This is a genomic window from Vibrio sp. V12_P9A6T4 (assembly GCF_963874835.1).
GTDB classification, from domain to species: domain Bacteria; phylum Pseudomonadota; class Gammaproteobacteria; order Enterobacterales; family Vibrionaceae; genus Vibrio; species Vibrio anguillarum.
Genome location: NZ_CAWNJO010000059.1, coordinates 1 through 16,758 on the forward strand (window position 1 = coordinate 1; position 16,758 = coordinate 16,758).

A 16,758-nucleotide genomic window follows, 5' to 3' on the forward strand; every position below is an offset into this window, starting at 1 on the left:
TCGACTTGCATGTGTTAGGCCTGCCGCCAGCGTTCAATCTGAGCCATGATCAAACTCTTCAATTAAAGTTTTGTTGGTCCTAAGACCGGCTCAATGAATACTGACTTCAAAACTGCTCTTACTCGAAAGTAAAAAGTAATTTTAAAGCTATTGTTGTTCCAACAGAACAACAATGAATTGACTGTGCCAAAATCAAGTAAACTTGATTCTGATTGGTCACTCAGTTCATTGATAAATCTTTTTTGATTATCATCAACGAGTGCCCACACAGATTGATAGGTTTATATTGTTAAAGAGCGTTCCTGTCGAACAAGACCGTTAAGTCCGTGTCGCTAGGGGTGCGAATAATACGCTTTAGCTTTTAAGAGTCAAGAGTTATTTTTAACTATCTTTCTCTTTCAACTAGTAACTCGTTTGTGAGGCTTGCCTCACTCCGTGTCAGTGAGGCGGCATTATAGGGAGGTTTTACAATGTGACAAGTTCTTTTTTAAAATCACCTTTCATTCGCTTAAAAAGCCACCAATGTCGCGTTTTATTGAATAAAACTTCAACATTTGAAGGTTATCACAGCAATTGGTTGGAAAAACACCAAGCATAAACGTAAGATTGATGTGTCTATTTTGTTAATCCTAGACATCCTTCTTCTTTTACTTGATATGTAGTATTCCAATATGAACTCTAATAAATCGATTTTACTGGTTGCATCTCTTGCAATAATAGGCGCAATCCTTTTTTCTCTGGTCGCGCTTTCTCCCGCAATTACTTTTGTTCTTGGTGTTGTCTCTTCCGCTCTTGTTTTTAAATTTTTTGGCAGCAAAACGCTAACCGATGATGAGGAGTCAAAACTCTCAACGAAAACACTGTATGTCGGTAACTTGCCATACAAAGCGAATGAAGCTCATGTTCGTGAACTTTTTGCCAAATATGGAGAGGTCTTTGCCGTACGTTTGATGAAAGATAAGCGAACGGGCAAAAGGCGTGGATTTGGCTTTGTTGTGATGGCTTCTGCAAATGTAGATGGTGCTATTTCAGCTTTGAATGAGAAAGACTATATGCAGCGTACATTGAAGGTACGTGTGGCGAATGATCCTAAACATCCTGATGACGATATGTTTGAACAGGAGTAAAACCTAAGTGAGCTAATCGGCTATTGAGCGCGCTTTCTTCCCAAGGAGGTGCGCTTGATAATATCTTGTGTTGTTTGATTTTGCATTGTGGCTCGCTTTTCACACCCAATAGCTCTTGCACACGACGAGCAATAGCTTCTCCGGAATCAACTAGCACGACACTCTTCCCTAATACGGCTTGGATCTCTTCTTTTATTAATGGGAAGTGTGTACAGCCAAGGACCGCCACATCAATACGGTTCACCAAAGGGCTAAGAATCTCTTTTAATTCTGCAAGATCGACAGCTTTGCCCCTCAATTTTTCTTCTGCCATATCCACTAAGCGCGTTGACCCTAGCAATTCAACATTCTTGTCAGATGAGAAATCTCGAATCAAATCGTGAGTGTATTGACGAGTGATAGTCGCTGGGGTAGCAATGAGTCCCACGGCTTTATTTGCCAGTGACGAGGCCGGTTTAATCGCAGGGACAACCCCCACAACTGGTACAGCAAGACAAGAACGCAGCTTGGGTAAGACGATGGTGCTTGCGGTATTACAAGCAATAACGACCAAATCAATGCGCTCTTTCACAACGACATCGCTTACCAAACTAACCACACGCTTAATTAACACCTCTTGATTGAGCTCTCCATAAGGATAAGCTTCATTGTCAAACAGGTAGATGTAGTTTAATTGTGGTAGTTTGGCTTGGACCTCTTGATAAACCGATAACCCACCAACACCAGAGTCAAAGATAAGCACATTAAGCTGAGACGGTTGCGACACTCTGAGCACCTTATAATGAAAACGTTCCGATCATACTCGCTCTTTATCAATTGGCAATGCTCTTGCTCGGTATCTTTGGTGACAAAAACGTTCCCCCAGTTGGAGATGCGTCAACTCTAACTCCAGTGTTCCACCCAAAAAACAGGGCGCATCGGTGACCAGTGTATGAAACTCACCATTTTCGCCACACGGGTCAACCTTTGCTGGTAAAGAATCAATAAACGCTCGTCCATAAGGTTGTCCACAATAGTCTGGCGTGAGGCTGTGACCATCTGTCGTCATCACCATGGTTTGGATGCCGCGATTTATGATCTCTCGCGCAAGAGCGCTACTATCTTCGCCTAACAAGGGCAACACACACTCCCAGCCAGCCGGTTCAATATAGCTTTTGCGATACTGCGCAATACCGTTACAGAACATATCGCCAAAAGCAACGGCGTCTATCTCTAATCCACTTTGTTTTAATGCGCTGATGATGGTCGATTGATAAAGCTCGTTACTTGGAAATACGGCAGGCAGCTCTATTTTGACAACGGGTAATTTTAAAAGTCGTGCTTGTAGCTCAATTACATGCAAAGGGGTGGCTTGAAAGGGCACTTCATCTTCAACATAAGTGGTAAAAATGCCCACCACACAATAACGGCTATCTTCCAGTAATCGCTCTAAAGTGAGGGTTGAATCTTTTCCGCTAGACCAACTGACGATAACGTTCTTTTTCATCATCACACTCGCAAAGTAAAAACCGCCCACAGGCGGTTTCAAAAATTAGAATTGATAAGCAACGTTGAGGTAATAAGCTCGCTCTGGCGCTTTGTAACCAATCGCCGTTTCGTACTGCTCGTTAAATACGTTATCGATTCGGCTGCGAACAATCAGATCATCATTCATCCAGTAGCCAACCGACATATCCCATAAGTTGGTTGCGGAAATGTAGTCGTCACTCATGGGCGATGCTGTTGGAAGATCAAGCCGTTTGCCTGTGTAAGTATAGGTAGCGTTAAACTCAAACTTACCGAGATTCATTGAGCTGATCCATTTATAATTTTGCTTTGCACGACGTGCCAGTTGGACATCGTTATCATCTTTGTGATCTTTAAACTCAGCCACAACCGTATGGTTAACAGGCCCAGTATCAAAGTTCACATCAAACTCTAAGCCTTTAATCCGAGCATCAGTGTTGTCTGAATACCAGTCACCTGAAGAAGAGGCTGGTTTATACCAAATGATGAGGTTATCCACTTTGTTGTCATAAGCCGACAGATTCCATCTTGCAAACGAATAGACACCCGAGATGCCGAGCTCTACATTTTTTGACTCTTCCGGTTGTAAGTCTGGAGTAGTGCTTAAATCTGAATACGTTGGTGCCTTAAAAGCAGTGCCGTAAGTAGCGCGCACAAAATGAGCTTCGTTAAGTTGATACCCAGCCGCCACAGACCAAGTTGTATAATTGTCATACTGATCGTATTCGTCATAGCGAATATTGGATTCCAACACCCAGCGATTGACATATAACCGACCAGAAGCGAACGCACCTTTGGTATCTCGGCTTTCACCCGCTAATTTATGAGCACTGCCACGATTTTTCGCGTCATCGGCAAGGCGTTCACGGCGAGCATCAATACCTGCACCGATTTCCGATGTTGATGTCAGTTGGTAGAGATTGGCCCACTGCAGCTGCGTAAGACTGATATTGGCCTTAGTGCTGGCATTTGCCCGACCTTCCGCCAGTGAATAATCTAAGTTCTCAGTTTGCTGGTAGTTCAAACTGACCAAGCTTTTTAACTGTTCATTGTGATAATTCAGTTGGCCAGTAACGCTTTCATTTTGTGAGTAACCCTGTTTAACCGAACCATAAGAGTCATATTGAGCATCACTGTCAAACCAGCTTGCAGAAACATAGCCAAGCCAATGCTTACTTAATTGATGCTCATAACCAGCTATCAGGTTTTGGCTATCAAAACCATATTGGGTACCGTTTCCCGTCTTTTTAATATCATAGCCATCGGTTTGTTCAAAACCTGTCGCTACTTGGATATGCCCTTGTTCGTTCACATCCGCTTTAGCCACTATATCGGCTTTTTTAGACGCAAGGCTGCCAATGCCCAGCGCTAGTTGTTTAGCATCATCGCCTCGGTGAGAGCGAGTGATAATATTGATCACACCGCCAATCGCATCAGAACCATAAACTGACGCACTCGGACCACGAATAACCTCTAGGCGTTCCACTAAACCAATCGGAAAACGGTTAATCGCCACACCACCTGCAGATGAATTGATACGAATACCATCCACCAATACCAACACATGATCACTGTTCGTTCCGCGCATAAAAATAGACGCATTGTGTCCTCGCCCACCATTTTGGGCGATTTCCACGCCGGGGACTCGGCGTAATACTTCGGTTAATGAGTTGGCTTGATACTGTTCGATCTCTTCACGTGACACAACGGTTACTGAAGAAAGAACTGAGGATTCGATTTGCTCGAAACGGTTAGCCGTCACCACGAGCGACTCTTCAGTGTTTTGAGCATAAGAAGAAAATGAGGCATACGGAAGCAGCGATGCTACAGCCGCCGCTAAAAGGGATTTATTCATATTGTGATCCTAATTCGCGTAAGTCCTACCAAATCAATCAAAAGATGGCATAGATTTGGCTGCTGGCAGGTATTCGGACTTGAGAGCTCTTGACCTACTAACCCGACTTCCCACAGCATTTTCCTGCAGTGTCATATTGGGTGTTCGTTCTCTCTTACCGCTGCGCGTCAGTTCTGGATTCACACCAGATTCCCTTTTCGGCCATCTATACCGCTAGATAGCACCAGCTGAGGGCGATACTATGGCTCTATTGATAATTTGTCTAGTACTGATTGGTGTCAGCTATTTTTGTTAGCTCGCAATTAATGACTAATTCAGGACAAAACTGGACAAGCGCGAGGGATTGAATAAAATCTGCGCTCTTTATTATTTGAATGCACCATACCCAAGCAAAGGTAATACCATGGCGACTCTTGATGTAAACCCACAACACTACCAGCAACAGTTGGCGGAAAAGACCGAGCGTCTGACCCAAATGTTCGCACAATACAACATGCCTCAGTTGGAAGTGTTTGAATCACCAGAGCAGCATTACCGTATGCGTGCAGAATTTCGAGTTTGGCACGAAGGTGATGAGCTTTATTACATCATGTTCAACCAAGAAACGCGTGAAAAATACCGCGTTGACCAGTTTCCTGCGGCCAGTCGTTTAATTAATGATTTGATGCCACTTTTGGTCGATGCACTTAAAGGCAGCGACTCACTGCGTCGTAAACTTTTCCAAGTCGATTTTCTCTCCACTCTTAGTGGTGAAGTACTGGTTTCTCTGCTTTATCATCGCCAACTCGATGAAGAATGGATAACCCAAGCAAAAGCATTAAAACAGCGTCTCAATGATGAGGGATTCAACCTCAATTTGATTGGCCGTGCACGTAAAATGAAAGTCGTGCTCGATCGAGATTTTGTGATTGAGAAACTGAACGTACATGGTCAAAGTTACATTTATCAACAAGTGGAAAACAGCTTTACTCAACCAAATGGTACTGTCGCACAAAAAATGTTGGAATGGGCCGTTGACTGCACGCAAGAGAGCCAAGGCGATTTATTGGAGCTCTACTGTGGGAATGGTAACTTTTCACTGGCATTGGCGAAAAATTTCGAGCGAGTGCTCGCAACCGAATTAGCCAAACCTTCTGTTGATTCCGCGCAATACAACATTGCGGCGAATAAAATAGACAATGTGCAAATCATCCGCATGTCTGCCGAAGAATTTACTCAAGCGATGGAAGGTCAACGTGAGTTTCGCCGTTTGCAACAGGCTGGAGTTGATCTCAAAAGCTATCGTTGCAACACCATTTTTGTTGACCCACCGCGCTCGGGTATGGATATCGATACCTGCAAAATGGTGCAAGGCTACGAGCGGATTGTGTATATCTCCTGCAACCCAGAAACCTTAAAAGAGAATTTAGACACTCTATGTGAAACACACAAAGTGACTCGTTTCGCTCTATTCGACCAATTTCCTTACACCCACCACATGGAAGCAGGTGTGATGCTGGAGAAGATTAAATAAGACTTTTAATCGGTATTTAAATTTCGATTTAATCGGCTTTCACGCATTCGTACTGACAACATTACCTATCATGCTGCTCGCTCTGACTAACGGTTTAATCAGAGCGGGCGATGCAGAGCCCATACGATAACCGTTGAGATCACCGCTTACCTTCTGCCCCCAATGCAGAATCTTTGCATACTCACCCAATTCTACAATCAGTAGAACCTGCGCACCGGTTAATTCAATCAATGGTTATCTGTCATTTTGTCTGACTTTGAAGCAGGAAATCACATCACAATAAATAGAACAAAATAATCGGTGAGCCAAACTAAATGCATGGGAACGTTTACAGATTGATTTTGATATAAACGTCAGATCCAAAGCCAATCTCATCAAGGAAAGTTCATCACTCGCCGTTAAAACTGCTTAAAAACACATTCAAGAGAGGATGATCACACGAAAGAAGAATAAATCCGTTATTACTATGAAAATGTAAACTCCACAATGGAAACGTTTCCACATTTTATTTACACTGAGTAGCAAGCTAGGACTCAAAAAATAAAACGATTAGCTACTTTATGTATGGCACTGTTTTTGGCCGCGTTAGCGTCGATTACCAGAGCAAAAAAGTCATCCATTACGGTATTCACTACCGTAGCGCAACACGGTTAGAAACAAAAAATCAAGTAGGAAAACCATGAAGGCATTTTCAGATATTCTCCAACGACGTGACTGGGAAACCCCGCAATCAGTGAATATTCACTGCTTAAAAGCACATAGCCCACTTTCCAGTTACCGAGATATTGACCATGCCCGTGACGGCGTTTACGCCCAACGTCAATCGCTGAATGGCCAATGGAAATTCAAAGTGTTCGACTCGCCAGAACAAGTCGAAGGCGAGTTTATTCAAACCAAATTCAATGATACGAACTGGGATGAAATAACGGTTCCTTCCAACTGGCAGCTACAAGGCTACGACAAACCAATTTACACCAACGTAAAATACCCGTTTGAAGTAAACCCTCCATTCGTGCCCGCCGAAAACCCGACAGGTTGTTACCGCACTACGATTTCCCGCTCAGAAGCCGATCTTGCCAATACCCAGCGCATCATCTTCGATGGTGTGAACTCAGCATTCCACCTATGGTGCAACGGCACTTGGGTGGGATACAGCCAAGATAGCCGTTTGCCTTCCGAATTCGACTTATCGCCCTACCTAGTGGCTGGCGAGAATACACTTGCCGTGATGGTGATGCGTTGGTGTGATGGCTGCTACCTAGAAGACCAAGACATGTGGTGGCTAAGTGGTATTTTCCGCGACGTAACTTTGCTTTCTAAACCGCAATACTGCATTGAAGATGTATTCGTCACGCCAGATTTGGATGCGTGTTATCGCGATGGTTCACTATCAATCGTGACGCACATTTCAGCGCCAGATTGTTACCAAGTGCAAGTGCAGCTCTTTGATGGTGAATGCGCAGTGACTGAGCCGCGAATTGATCGCCCGCACAACCGCCGTATTGACGAGCGAGGCACATACGATGACGTGGTATTTCAAACATTGCACGTGCGTGAGCCAAACAAATGGAGCGCAGAAACCCCCAATCTATACCGCCTAGTCATTTCCCTATTAGATGAAAACGGCATGCATCTGGAGAGTGAAGCCTATCATGTGGGCTTTCGCAAAGTGGAAATCACTGATGGTCAGTTGAAACTCAACGGCAAGCCTTTGCTGATCCGTGGCGTTAATCGTCACGAGCATCACCCAGATCTTGGACATGTGATGACAGAAGAAGACATGATCCGCGATATCTGTTTGATGAAGCAATACAATTTCAACGCGGTACGTACAGCGCACTACCCAAATCACCCTCGTTGGTACGAACTGTGTGACCAATACGGCTTGTACGTGTGCGATGAAGCGAACATCGAAACCCATGGCATGCAGCCGATGAATCGCCTTTCGAGCAATCCACAATGGACGCACGCATACATGAGCCGCTACACCCAAATGGTGATGCGCGATAAAAACCATCCTTCTATCATCATCTGGTCTTTGGGTAACGAGTCTGGCCACGGCAGCAACCACAATGCGATGTACGCTTGGTCGAAAAACTACGATCCGTCGCGCCCTGTTCAATATGAAGGTGGCGGTGCCAATACCGCAGCAACCGACATCATTGCGCCTATGTACGCCCGTGTGAATACAACGATTGCAGATGAAGCAGTACCAAAATGGCCAATCAAAAAATGGATTTCTCTACCCAACGAAACTCGCCCACTGATCTTATGTGAATACGCCCACGCAATGGGTAACAGTTTGGGGAGTTTTAATGAATATTGGCATGCATTCCGCGAGTTTCCTCGCCTTCAAGGCGGCTTTATCTGGGATTGGGTAGACCAAGGCTTGAGCCAATGGGACGAGAACGGCCAACACTTCTGGGCTTACGGTGGCGATTTTGGTGATAAAATCAATGACCGCCAGTTCTGCATCAACGGGTTGATCTTCCCAGATCGCACTGTGCATCCAACATTGGAAGAAGCCAAATACTGCCAGCGTATGATTCGCGTGTCGCTGCAAGAACAAGTGAAAGGATTCTGTCATCTATTAGTAACTAACGAAAACCTATTTCGTGCAACGGACAACGAGCAATTGAACTGGTCACTTTTGGAAGATGGCAAATTGATTCAATCTGGCTCAGTGGTGCTGAACATCAAAGCCGATAGCCAAGCAACCGTAGAGATTGCTTTTGAATTTACACCTAAAGCAGAAGCGCGATACCACTTGAATACTGACATCACCTTAGTGGCTGAAACACTTTGGGCACCCGCGGGACATGTGAGCGCTTCTGAGCAATTTGCGCTACGCAATACCGCAGGTCTCGCCATGCCTAAATTGGAAACGCAACCAGCCCCAGCGATAAGCCAGCAAAAATGCATGATCGTAGTCACCAGCCTAGATGAGAAGCATCAATGGTGCTGGGATAGTCAAACAGGCTTGATGATTGATTGGCAAGTCGATGGCAAAGCGCAAATGCTGGCGGCACCGCAAGATAACTTCTTCCGTGCGCCACTGGATAACGATATTGGTGTGAGTGAAGTGGATAACGTAGATCCAAACGCTTGGGTATGTCGTTGGGATATGGCTGGCATTGGCCAATGGAAACGCGAATGTGTCAGTTGCCATGGCGACATGTTGGCGCATGCCGTGCAAGTAACATCAACTTTCGCTTACCAATTCAACGGCGCCGTGCAAGCCATCACCACTTGGACGCATACGCTGAAAAACAGTGGCGAAATGCAGCTGACCGTTGATGTAACACTTGCCGATGATCTACCACCCATGCCACGTATCGGCTTGGAGCTACAATTGCCATTGCATGAACAGAGTACACCAATCACTTGGCAAGGTTTAGGTCCGTTTGAGAACTACCCAGACCGCCTATCTGCAGCACGTTTTGGCTTGCACACGCAAACGCTAGAAGAGATGCACACTCAGTACATTTTCCCAACCGACAGTGGCTTACGTTGTGGAACTCAATGGCTGCAAGTGAATGAACTGGCGATATCTGGCGATTTCCAATTTAGTGTCAGTCAATATACTCAACAGACGCTGGCAAAAGCAAAACACACCTGTGATTTAATGGCAGAAAAAACCATTTATGTGCGCCTAGACCATCAGCACATGGGCGTGGGTGGTGATGATTCTTGGAGCCCTAGTGTGCACAAAGAATTCCAGCTAACTGGCAACAATTACGTTTACCGAATATCGTTCAAAGCAATTTCGCATCGTATTTAAAAACGCACCGATAACGGCTATCGCCACTTACAACGATTACGTGGCAGCGGGATGCATGACGCTACGACAAGAAAACGGCGTCCACATCCCTGTGATATGTCTTTGATAGGCTTGGATGACTGTCACATCGCACGCTATATCTACCTAGTCATTGATGACTTAGTCGGCGCGATGGCGACCAAGAAAACCCAATTTTCTTCCAACCCAGAGTAGCAACAACAGCAGTACGAGAATGGCGAAAAAGTTAGAACCAGAATCTGGATACTGTGCTTTGATAAATGCCGAATGACCAAAAGCACCGACAAAGAAACAGGCAAGCGCTACCAATGGAAGATCTTCCGCCACCGGATGGCGCAAATATTCTTGATACAACGCCTGCACAGAAAGCACTAATGCAATCAGTGGGAAAATGGAGAACGGAACTTGGCTAATGGTTACCCAAGACAATAAGGCATCGCCGCACATACCTGCGATGAGCGCTAGCACAAGTGTTTTTCTTTCCGAACCACGATGGGTTGTGTTGTTTTCATTCGACATTACTCTATCCCCCCTTTGAGCCGATTACGTTCACGTTCTTTGCGATACCAAAATGCCCCTTTGGCTAGCATTCGCAACTGCATGATCAAACGTTCAGCAAGCTCATCTCGCTCACGTCGATCTAAATCTAAAGCTTCAGCGCCGGAGCTGAACACCAAAATAACGGAAGCTTCGGCCTGAGTTAATGCCTCGTCACGACCCATGCCTGTCGTCATCAAATACTCTGTGAGCTCTGCGGAAAAGTGCTGTATTTCTCGCACTACTGCGGCACGAAACTCGCAAGAAGTACCTGAGCGTTCTCGCAGTAATAGGCGAAACACATTGGGACTACTTTCAATAAATTCCATGAAGGTTTCAACCGACGTACGAATCACACTGCCCTCTTTGACAATGCGCTGCCGTGCTTGGCGCATCAATTGGCGCAGCAGTAAACCGCCTTCGTCAACCATGGTTAAACCCAACTCATCCATATCTTTAAAATGTCGATAGAATGAGGTGGGCGCAATCCCCGCCTCGCGGGCCACTTCTCGTAAACTTAAGTTAGAAAAACTCCGATCGGCACTTAATTGGCTAAATGCTGCATCAATCAATGAACGACGTGTTTTTTCTTTTTGTAATGCGCGAATTCCCATCGATTTCATATTAAGTCGCTTCTCTTTTACTATCTGAGCCATACTATAACGTGATTGAGCACGTTGTCTAAGCCACAACATCGCCTCTTTGGACAAAGTGACCAATTAAACAGTCACCTAACCTAATTTCAATCACTCGCCACAGTAAGATGGGCAAAGCAATAGCATAAAGTGGCATTTTCACCTCTCGAGCGTGATCCTCTCCACTCTCTGATGGCAACATCGTTTACCGCACTGATGGATCAGTTAAAATCTCGCTACAGCAATGTTAAACAAATACAACAAGGAATAGAGTATGGCGAACCAAAACCACTTCGATGTCATCGTAATTGGTAGCGGCCCGGGCGGAGAAGGCGCCGCAATGGGTTTGACTAAAGCGGGGTTTAATGTCGCCATTATCGAAAAAGAGAATAGTGTTGGCGGAGGTTGTACCCATTGGGGCACTATTCCCTCCAAGGCGTTACGCCATGCGGTCAGCCGCATCATCGAATTCAACAGTAACCCGCTATTTTGTAAAAACAACACCAGTATTCATCTCACTTTCTCTGATATTTTAGGCCATGCTAAATCTGTGATTGATAAACAGACTCGCTTGCGCCAAGGCTTTTACGATCGCAATCAGTGTACGCTGATTTTTGGTAAAGCTAAGTTTACCCACAAAAATACCGTGGCGGTTACGCACGCTGACGGCAGCATCGAAAAATACAGCGCCGACAAATTTGTGATTGCGACTGGCTCACGCCCTTATCAACCTGATGATGTTGATTTTACTCATGAACGAGTTTATGACAGCGATTCGATTCTCTCGCTTAAACACGATCCTCGCCACATCATCATTTATGGCGCAGGCGTCATTGGTTGCGAATACGCTTCGATTTTCCGCGGCTTAGGGGTCAAAACCGACCTCATCAATACCCGCGACCGCTTGCTGTCGTTTCTGGATAACGAAACGTCTGATGCACTCTCGTACCATTTTTGGAACAGCGGCATTGTGATTCGTAATGATGAAACCCATGAAAAGATTGAAGGCACTGACGATGGTGTGATCGTTCACTTGCAATCGGGCAAAAAAATGAAAGCCGACTGTATCTTGTATGCCAATGGACGCACGGGCAACACTGACAAATTGAACCTCAAAGCGGTGGGCCTGAATGCCGACTCACGTGGCCAACTGGCCGTCAATCGTAACTATCAAACCTCGGTGGAGCACATCTACGCGGTCGGTGATGTCATTGGCTACCCAAGCCTTGCGAGCGCAGCCTATGATCAAGGTCGATTTGTCGCTCAAGCGATTGCTCATGGTCAAGCGCAAGGGCACTTAATTGATGACATTCCAACTGGGATTTACACCATTCCTGAAATCAGTTCAGTGGGCAAAACAGAGCAAGAACTCACCGCGGCCAAAATTCCGTATGAGGTTGGCCGCTCTTCGTTTAAACACCTCGCACGGGCGCAAATTTCTGGCAAAGATATCGGCAGCTTGAAAATTTTGTTTCACCGAGAGACAAAAGAAATTTTAGGTATTCATGTGTTTGGAGAACGCGCGGCTGAAATCATCCACATCGGACAAGCAATTATGGAGCAAAAAGGCGCAGCCAATACCCTCGAATATTTCGTCAATACCACCTTCAATTATCCAACCATGGCCGAAGCCTACCGCGTGGCGGCGTTAAATGGCCTGAATCGATTGTTCTAATCATCGACCTAATTCTGCCTATTAATGGAAAGAAAGCCGCCAACGAGTGCGGCTTTCTTTTTGGTAACCTAGTGAGTGGAGTGCTTAGGGATAGGTTCGGTGATCAAGTGAGAAAAACACCGCGTCGCCATTGTGAGATAAATAGCACACCTAAACTGATGCCGCGCATTGCCATAAAGCTGAGCATCGCCATCCACAGGGCGTGATTACCCAAAGACTGAGCCAGATAGAAAACGCTGAAAAAACTGCACATCGCGACAAACATGCTGTTGCGCATCTCTTTACCTTTGGTCGCGCCGATAAAAATACCATCCAATAAAAAACACCACATCGCGGTTAACGGCATCGCCACCAGCCACGGTAGATAACGGTTAGCCGCTTGCTGAACTGCGTTAATGTCAGTGATCAGCGTGATCAACGCCGATCCCCACACCGCAAACATCACCGTTAACGCTAAACAGATTAGCGCACTCCAGAAAAAACTGCCGATCAGAGCACTTTTGAGCTGCGTCTCACTTTTTGCACCAATCGCTTTGCCAACCATGGCCTCCATCGCATAAGCAAAACCATCCATGCCATAGGAGATCATCATCAAAAAACTCATTAAGACAGCGTTAGCCGCCACAGTTTGATCGCCAAAGGCCGCCCCTTGAAAGGTCATAAAGCTAAACGCCGCCTGCAAACAGAGTGAACGCAGGAAAATATCGCGATTCAATTTCACAAAGCGGCTAAGACCTTGTGTCACTAAAACACCTAGCTGCAGTGGCGAAGGGAGTTGATGCCGCCACCAATAGCGCCAAATACACAGTAAACCAAAGCTCATGCCCGCATAATCAGCGATAACCGACGCCAGCGCAGCACCTTCCACTTTCCAGCCGAAACCCAACACAAACAGAATGTCCAACGCGATGTTGGTTAAGTTAGTGATGATTACCATCCACATTGGCGCTTTGGCATTTTGCGTGGCTAACAGCCAGCCGAGCAGTACAAAGTTGGCCAATGCGGCGGGCGCACTCCACGCTCGAATCACAAAATACTGCAACCCATATTGCTTTACTTGCTCACTGGCACTGCTGGCTGAAAAAATCGCATCGCCAATCCATCGATGCAGAATCAAAAACAACAACGCAAATGCCAGTGCCATCAAGAGCCCTTGCAACAAGACTAACGCCAGTTTTTGTGGCGACTGTTCACCGTATGCTTGCGCCGCAAGGCCTGTGGTCGACATTCTTAAAAAGCCGAGTAACCAGAAAGTGACACTGACTACCGTACCGCCAAGCGCCACTCCACCTAAATACCAAGCGTGTTCCAGATGACCAATCACCGCCGCATCAACTAAACCTAACAGCGGTACGGTAATATTGGACAGCACCATAGGTATCGCCAGTAGCAACACTTGTCGATGTACGGAACGGTTCGATAACGTTTGTAAAATAGATTGCAACACGTTGACCTCTCATGGGGGAGAGCAAAGTGTAGCGGAGTGATAGGAGGACGGCTAGCGGTTACTTACCAACGGACATAAACTAAAACGGGTGTTAAGCGCAGCTTGTAAACCATCACCTTACTTAACCAACGTTGCCATAATTTCCAGCGGCCACAATGTTGATCGAGCGGTGAAAACGTTTTTGCCGACGAAGCCCAAGGTAAGACACTGAGTACCGCTTCGGTTGGATTAGCAAAACCATGTCCGTAATGGCCTGAGCCCATTTTCTGACCTAAAGCGGAAGCAGTTTTGTCTCCAGCCAGCATTAAACAAGCCGCCGCATTAGAAAAATGCAAACCCAATGCGCGGATAAAATAGGTGAGTTGCTGCACCGTACAATCTAATAACGCATGCTCACAAACGATTAAAACGGCTGAGGATTCCGCAATAGGCAATGCATCCAACCACTGAAGATCATCGACACTGCCACACACATGTTGATAACGCTCACTGCGATGAAACAATTTCTGCCGCCACAGCAGGTTTTCGGTGATATCGAGTTCTATCCAATGGCAACGCCCGTTATCTACCCGATAAAAACGGGTATCTAACCCTGCACCGACATTAATGATCCATCCATCAGGGTTACGCTCAATAAACGCGCGCACTTGTTGATCGCACAATTGCGTTAAGGTCGCATGCAGCAATTGTTTTTGATCGATATCACCGCTTAAACATTCGGGGGCTAAGTGACAGCTCTGGCAGGCCTTTGCAGCGATCGGATCATACACTAACCCGTTATCAACCAAACTTTCGCGGCTACGAAACCACAACGGTTGAACTAAATTGGTTGGAATATGATGACGTGGGGTTAGTGAATGTTTATCGGTAGGCATTACCATCTTCCTTATGTCGCAACTCGATGTAACAACAAAGAAGATGATAATGAATATCAGTTAGAATGACAAGTTATTGAGAATAGATCTCAATAATAAATTACATCCAATCGGTATTGCGAATAATGCCGACGGCCACACCTTCAATGGTGAGCTGCTGAGATTTAAGATCCACTTCAATCGGTGAGAACGCTTCATTCTCTGCGTGCAATAACACGGTAGAGCCTTTGCGTTCTAGACGTTTTACCGTCACATCATCTTCAACACGCGCCACCACCACTTGCCCATTACGCACATCTTGTGTTTTGTGCACCGCGAGTAAGTCACCGTCCATAATGCCAATATCTTTCATACTTTCGCCTTGCACACGCAGTAAGAAATCCGCTTGAGGGCGAAACATAGTGGGATCCACTTGGTAATGCGCTTCGACATGCTCTTGCGCCAAAATAGGCTCTCCCGCCGCGACTCGACCAATTAAAGGCAGGCCAAGATCTTCTGGCTCATTGGCAGCTTCAAGTAAGATACGCAACCCACGAGAGGCACCCGGAATAATTTCAATCGCTTGTTTACGAGCCAGTGCTTTTAAATGCTCTTCTGCGGCATTGGCGGAACGAAAACCCAGCTCGCGTGCAATTTCAGCGCGAGTCGGTGGCATTCCGGTTTCGTCGATCTTACTGCGGATAAGATCAAATACTTGTTGCTGGCGGGGCGTTAACGGCTTCATATCTCACCTGTCTGTTTATACAGTTAACTGTGAGTATATCCAGTAATCGAATAAATGGAAGAGCGGACGCTTATTTTTTGGCTATTTATGTAGGCGAGAGTTTCACTGAAACTTTTTCCAGTAACTTGAAACTCATAATCAGATGACTTACGTATACAGCAGAATTGTTCGAAGAATGAGTATACAGAAGTGAAGTAGAAATGAATGTAAGCTATGCATACGGATTTGACTATCGAAATACAGCAGTTGATGTCAGCTTCATCCCCCTGTTCTGGACAAGTGGATTAACGGAAAACATATGTTGCTCTCAGTCAACGCCAAGGCTAAGCTTAAATATACGTCAACGTAGTGAAAAACTACGAACAACTTAGGGCTAATGAATTTTGATCAGATGTAAGTATAAAAATTAAGTATTATTAATCTAAATTTACTTCATTCACGACGTAGAACAACACTTCTGCTACTTTTCTATTTCCTCCACATAATAAATTCTCGTTAATTTTCTTATTGGTTATTATTTTGAAGTAGCTGAACAGCTTCTCCATAGAACTATCTGTTTCTAGAAAATATTCCATTGTACTAGCCATTAATTGAGAAAAATCCGACTTAAAGTTTTCTATATCTTCAAAATCCAAAGAAAGATTTCGTATACCTCGATGAGCTTCAACTTCTTCCAACTCTGAAGGTAACAAACCAAACCCCATACATTTTGAATAGTTTCTATAATTTCTCGAACTTTCTAGTAGTTTCATAGAAAAACAAGATACCAGCAGAAGCTCTTTATCCTTGAAAACTGACATGTTTTTTAACCTAACTAAAGGTTTTCTTAGGTACTCTTCGCTCATTCCGCCATAAATTAATGCCGGTGTGCTGTGCCCAATAAAAACGACTTTAGAACCCTTTGGTATCTCTTCAATCAATTTATATGCAGTCTTGTAACCGTCATCACTTGCATTACACTTTATTAGAGTTACAGAACCATCTTCAATAAATGTAGAAATTTTTTCTATAACTGAATTCATAAAATAGACTGAAGGATCATCTGGGAAAATCAAATATTTCATA

The 16,758-nt window shown here is 45.1% G+C and carries 14 protein-coding genes, 1 rRNA gene, 1 pseudogene and 1 riboswitch; of the genes and pseudogenes, 5 read left to right on the forward strand and 11 right to left on the reverse strand.

The features are described from left to right. Positions 1-65: ribosomal RNA gene (locus tag AACQ42_RS09600) — 16S ribosomal RNA — on the reverse strand; the annotation flags it as partial. 606 nt (positions 66-671) lie between these two features. Here AACQ42_RS09600 and AACQ42_RS09605 point away from each other — a divergent pair. After that, positions 672-1,127, forward strand: coding sequence for an RNA recognition motif domain-containing protein (locus AACQ42_RS09605; protein WP_017044858.1), 456 nt, complete (start codon positions 672-674; stop codon positions 1,125-1,127). On the opposite strand, the gene murI is transcribed toward AACQ42_RS09605, so the two are convergent. The 3 genes from murI to AACQ42_RS09620 are packed head-to-tail and all read right to left on the reverse strand — an operon-like array spanning position 1,090 to position 4,488. After that, entirely contained in the window at positions 1,090-1,893 is an 804-nt protein-coding gene (murI, locus tag AACQ42_RS09610; RefSeq protein WP_176429698.1) for a glutamate racemase, read from the reverse strand. The two genes, AACQ42_RS09605 and murI, sit on opposite strands and share 38 nt — an antisense overlap. A 30-nt stretch (positions 1,894-1,923) precedes the next feature. Next, the gene (locus AACQ42_RS09615; protein WP_441351196.1) at positions 1,924-2,613 is read right to left on the reverse strand and encodes an ATPase; all 690 of its coding nucleotides are present in this window, start codon (positions 2,611-2,613) and stop codon (positions 1,924-1,926) included. Between the two features lie 45 nt (positions 2,614-2,658). Continuing rightward, a complete protein-coding gene (locus AACQ42_RS09620) occupies positions 2,659-4,488 on the reverse strand; it encodes a TonB-dependent receptor domain-containing protein (RefSeq protein WP_094165940.1) in 1,830 nt (609 codons plus the stop codon). Between the two features lie 47 nt (positions 4,489-4,535). After that, positions 4,536-4,731, reverse strand: a riboswitch (cobalamin riboswitch). Between the two features lie 160 nt (positions 4,732-4,891). Between AACQ42_RS09620 and trmA the strand changes: the two genes are divergently transcribed. Further along, positions 4,892-6,001 carry a tRNA (uridine(54)-C5)-methyltransferase TrmA gene (gene trmA / locus AACQ42_RS09625; RefSeq protein ID WP_026028859.1) on the forward strand — a complete coding sequence of 370 codons (1,110 nt, stop codon included), beginning with the start codon at positions 4,892-4,894 and terminating at the stop codon, positions 5,999-6,001. A gap of 39 nt (positions 6,002-6,040) precedes the next feature. Here trmA and AACQ42_RS09630 read toward each other — a convergent pair whose 3' ends face one another. Next, on the reverse strand, positions 6,041-6,232 hold the full coding sequence (locus tag AACQ42_RS09630) for a hypothetical protein (RefSeq protein ID WP_094165941.1): 192 nt from the start codon (positions 6,230-6,232) through the stop codon (positions 6,041-6,043). Positions 6,233-6,680: 448 nt separating this feature from the next. Here AACQ42_RS09630 and AACQ42_RS09635 point away from each other — a divergent pair, with 448 nt between their 5' ends. Both AACQ42_RS09635 and AACQ42_RS09640 read left to right on the forward strand, forming a co-directional pair. Further along, the gene (locus tag AACQ42_RS09635; RefSeq protein WP_094165942.1) at positions 6,681-9,782 is read left to right on the forward strand and encodes a beta-galactosidase; all 3,102 of its coding nucleotides are present in this window, start codon (positions 6,681-6,683) and stop codon (positions 9,780-9,782) included. Next, positions 9,772-9,926: pseudogene (locus AACQ42_RS09640) on the forward strand (substrate-binding domain-containing protein); the annotation flags it as partial. The gene AACQ42_RS09635 and the pseudogene AACQ42_RS09640, both read left to right, overlap by 11 nt. 15 nt (positions 9,927-9,941) lie before the next feature. Here AACQ42_RS09640 and AACQ42_RS09645 read toward each other — a convergent pair. Both AACQ42_RS09645 and fabR read right to left on the reverse strand, forming a co-directional pair. Continuing rightward, positions 9,942-10,319: a YijD family membrane protein gene (locus AACQ42_RS09645; protein ID WP_017044864.1), complete on the reverse strand. Its 378-nt coding sequence runs from the start codon at positions 10,317-10,319 to the stop codon at positions 9,942-9,944. Continuing rightward, on the reverse strand, positions 10,319-10,960 hold the full coding sequence (fabR, locus tag AACQ42_RS09650; RefSeq protein WP_017048583.1) for an HTH-type transcriptional repressor FabR: 642 nt from the start codon (positions 10,958-10,960) through the stop codon (positions 10,319-10,321). Before fabR ends, AACQ42_RS09645 begins: the two co-directional genes overlap by 1 nt. 286 nt (positions 10,961-11,246) lie before the next feature. Here fabR and sthA point away from each other — a divergent pair, with 286 nt between their 5' ends. Beyond that, the gene (sthA, locus tag AACQ42_RS09655) at positions 11,247-12,647 is read left to right on the forward strand and encodes a Si-specific NAD(P)(+) transhydrogenase (RefSeq protein WP_094165943.1); all 1,401 of its coding nucleotides are present in this window, start codon (positions 11,247-11,249) and stop codon (positions 12,645-12,647) included. A 103-nt stretch (positions 12,648-12,750) separates the two neighbouring features. On the opposite strand, the gene dinF is transcribed toward sthA, so the two are convergent. From dinF to AACQ42_RS09675, 4 genes are all read right to left on the reverse strand, one after another. Then, positions 12,751-14,094 carry an MATE family efflux transporter DinF gene (gene dinF, locus AACQ42_RS09660; RefSeq protein ID WP_094165944.1) on the reverse strand — a complete coding sequence of 448 codons (1,344 nt, stop codon included), beginning with the start codon at positions 14,092-14,094 and terminating at the stop codon, positions 12,751-12,753. Positions 14,095-14,156: 62 nt separating this feature from the next. Further along, positions 14,157-14,975 carry a class I SAM-dependent methyltransferase gene (locus tag AACQ42_RS09665; RefSeq protein ID WP_094165945.1) on the reverse strand — a complete coding sequence of 273 codons (819 nt, stop codon included), beginning with the start codon at positions 14,973-14,975 and terminating at the stop codon, positions 14,157-14,159. Positions 14,976-15,069: 94 nt separating this feature from the next. After that, a complete protein-coding gene (gene lexA, locus AACQ42_RS09670) occupies positions 15,070-15,693 on the reverse strand; it encodes a transcriptional repressor LexA (protein WP_010316891.1) in 624 nt (207 codons plus the stop codon). Between the two features lie 416 nt (positions 15,694-16,109). Next, complete coding sequence (locus AACQ42_RS09675) at positions 16,110-16,757, reverse strand: hypothetical protein (protein ID WP_017049954.1); 648 nt, start codon at positions 16,755-16,757, stop codon at positions 16,110-16,112. Position 16,758: the final 1 nt, after the last annotated feature.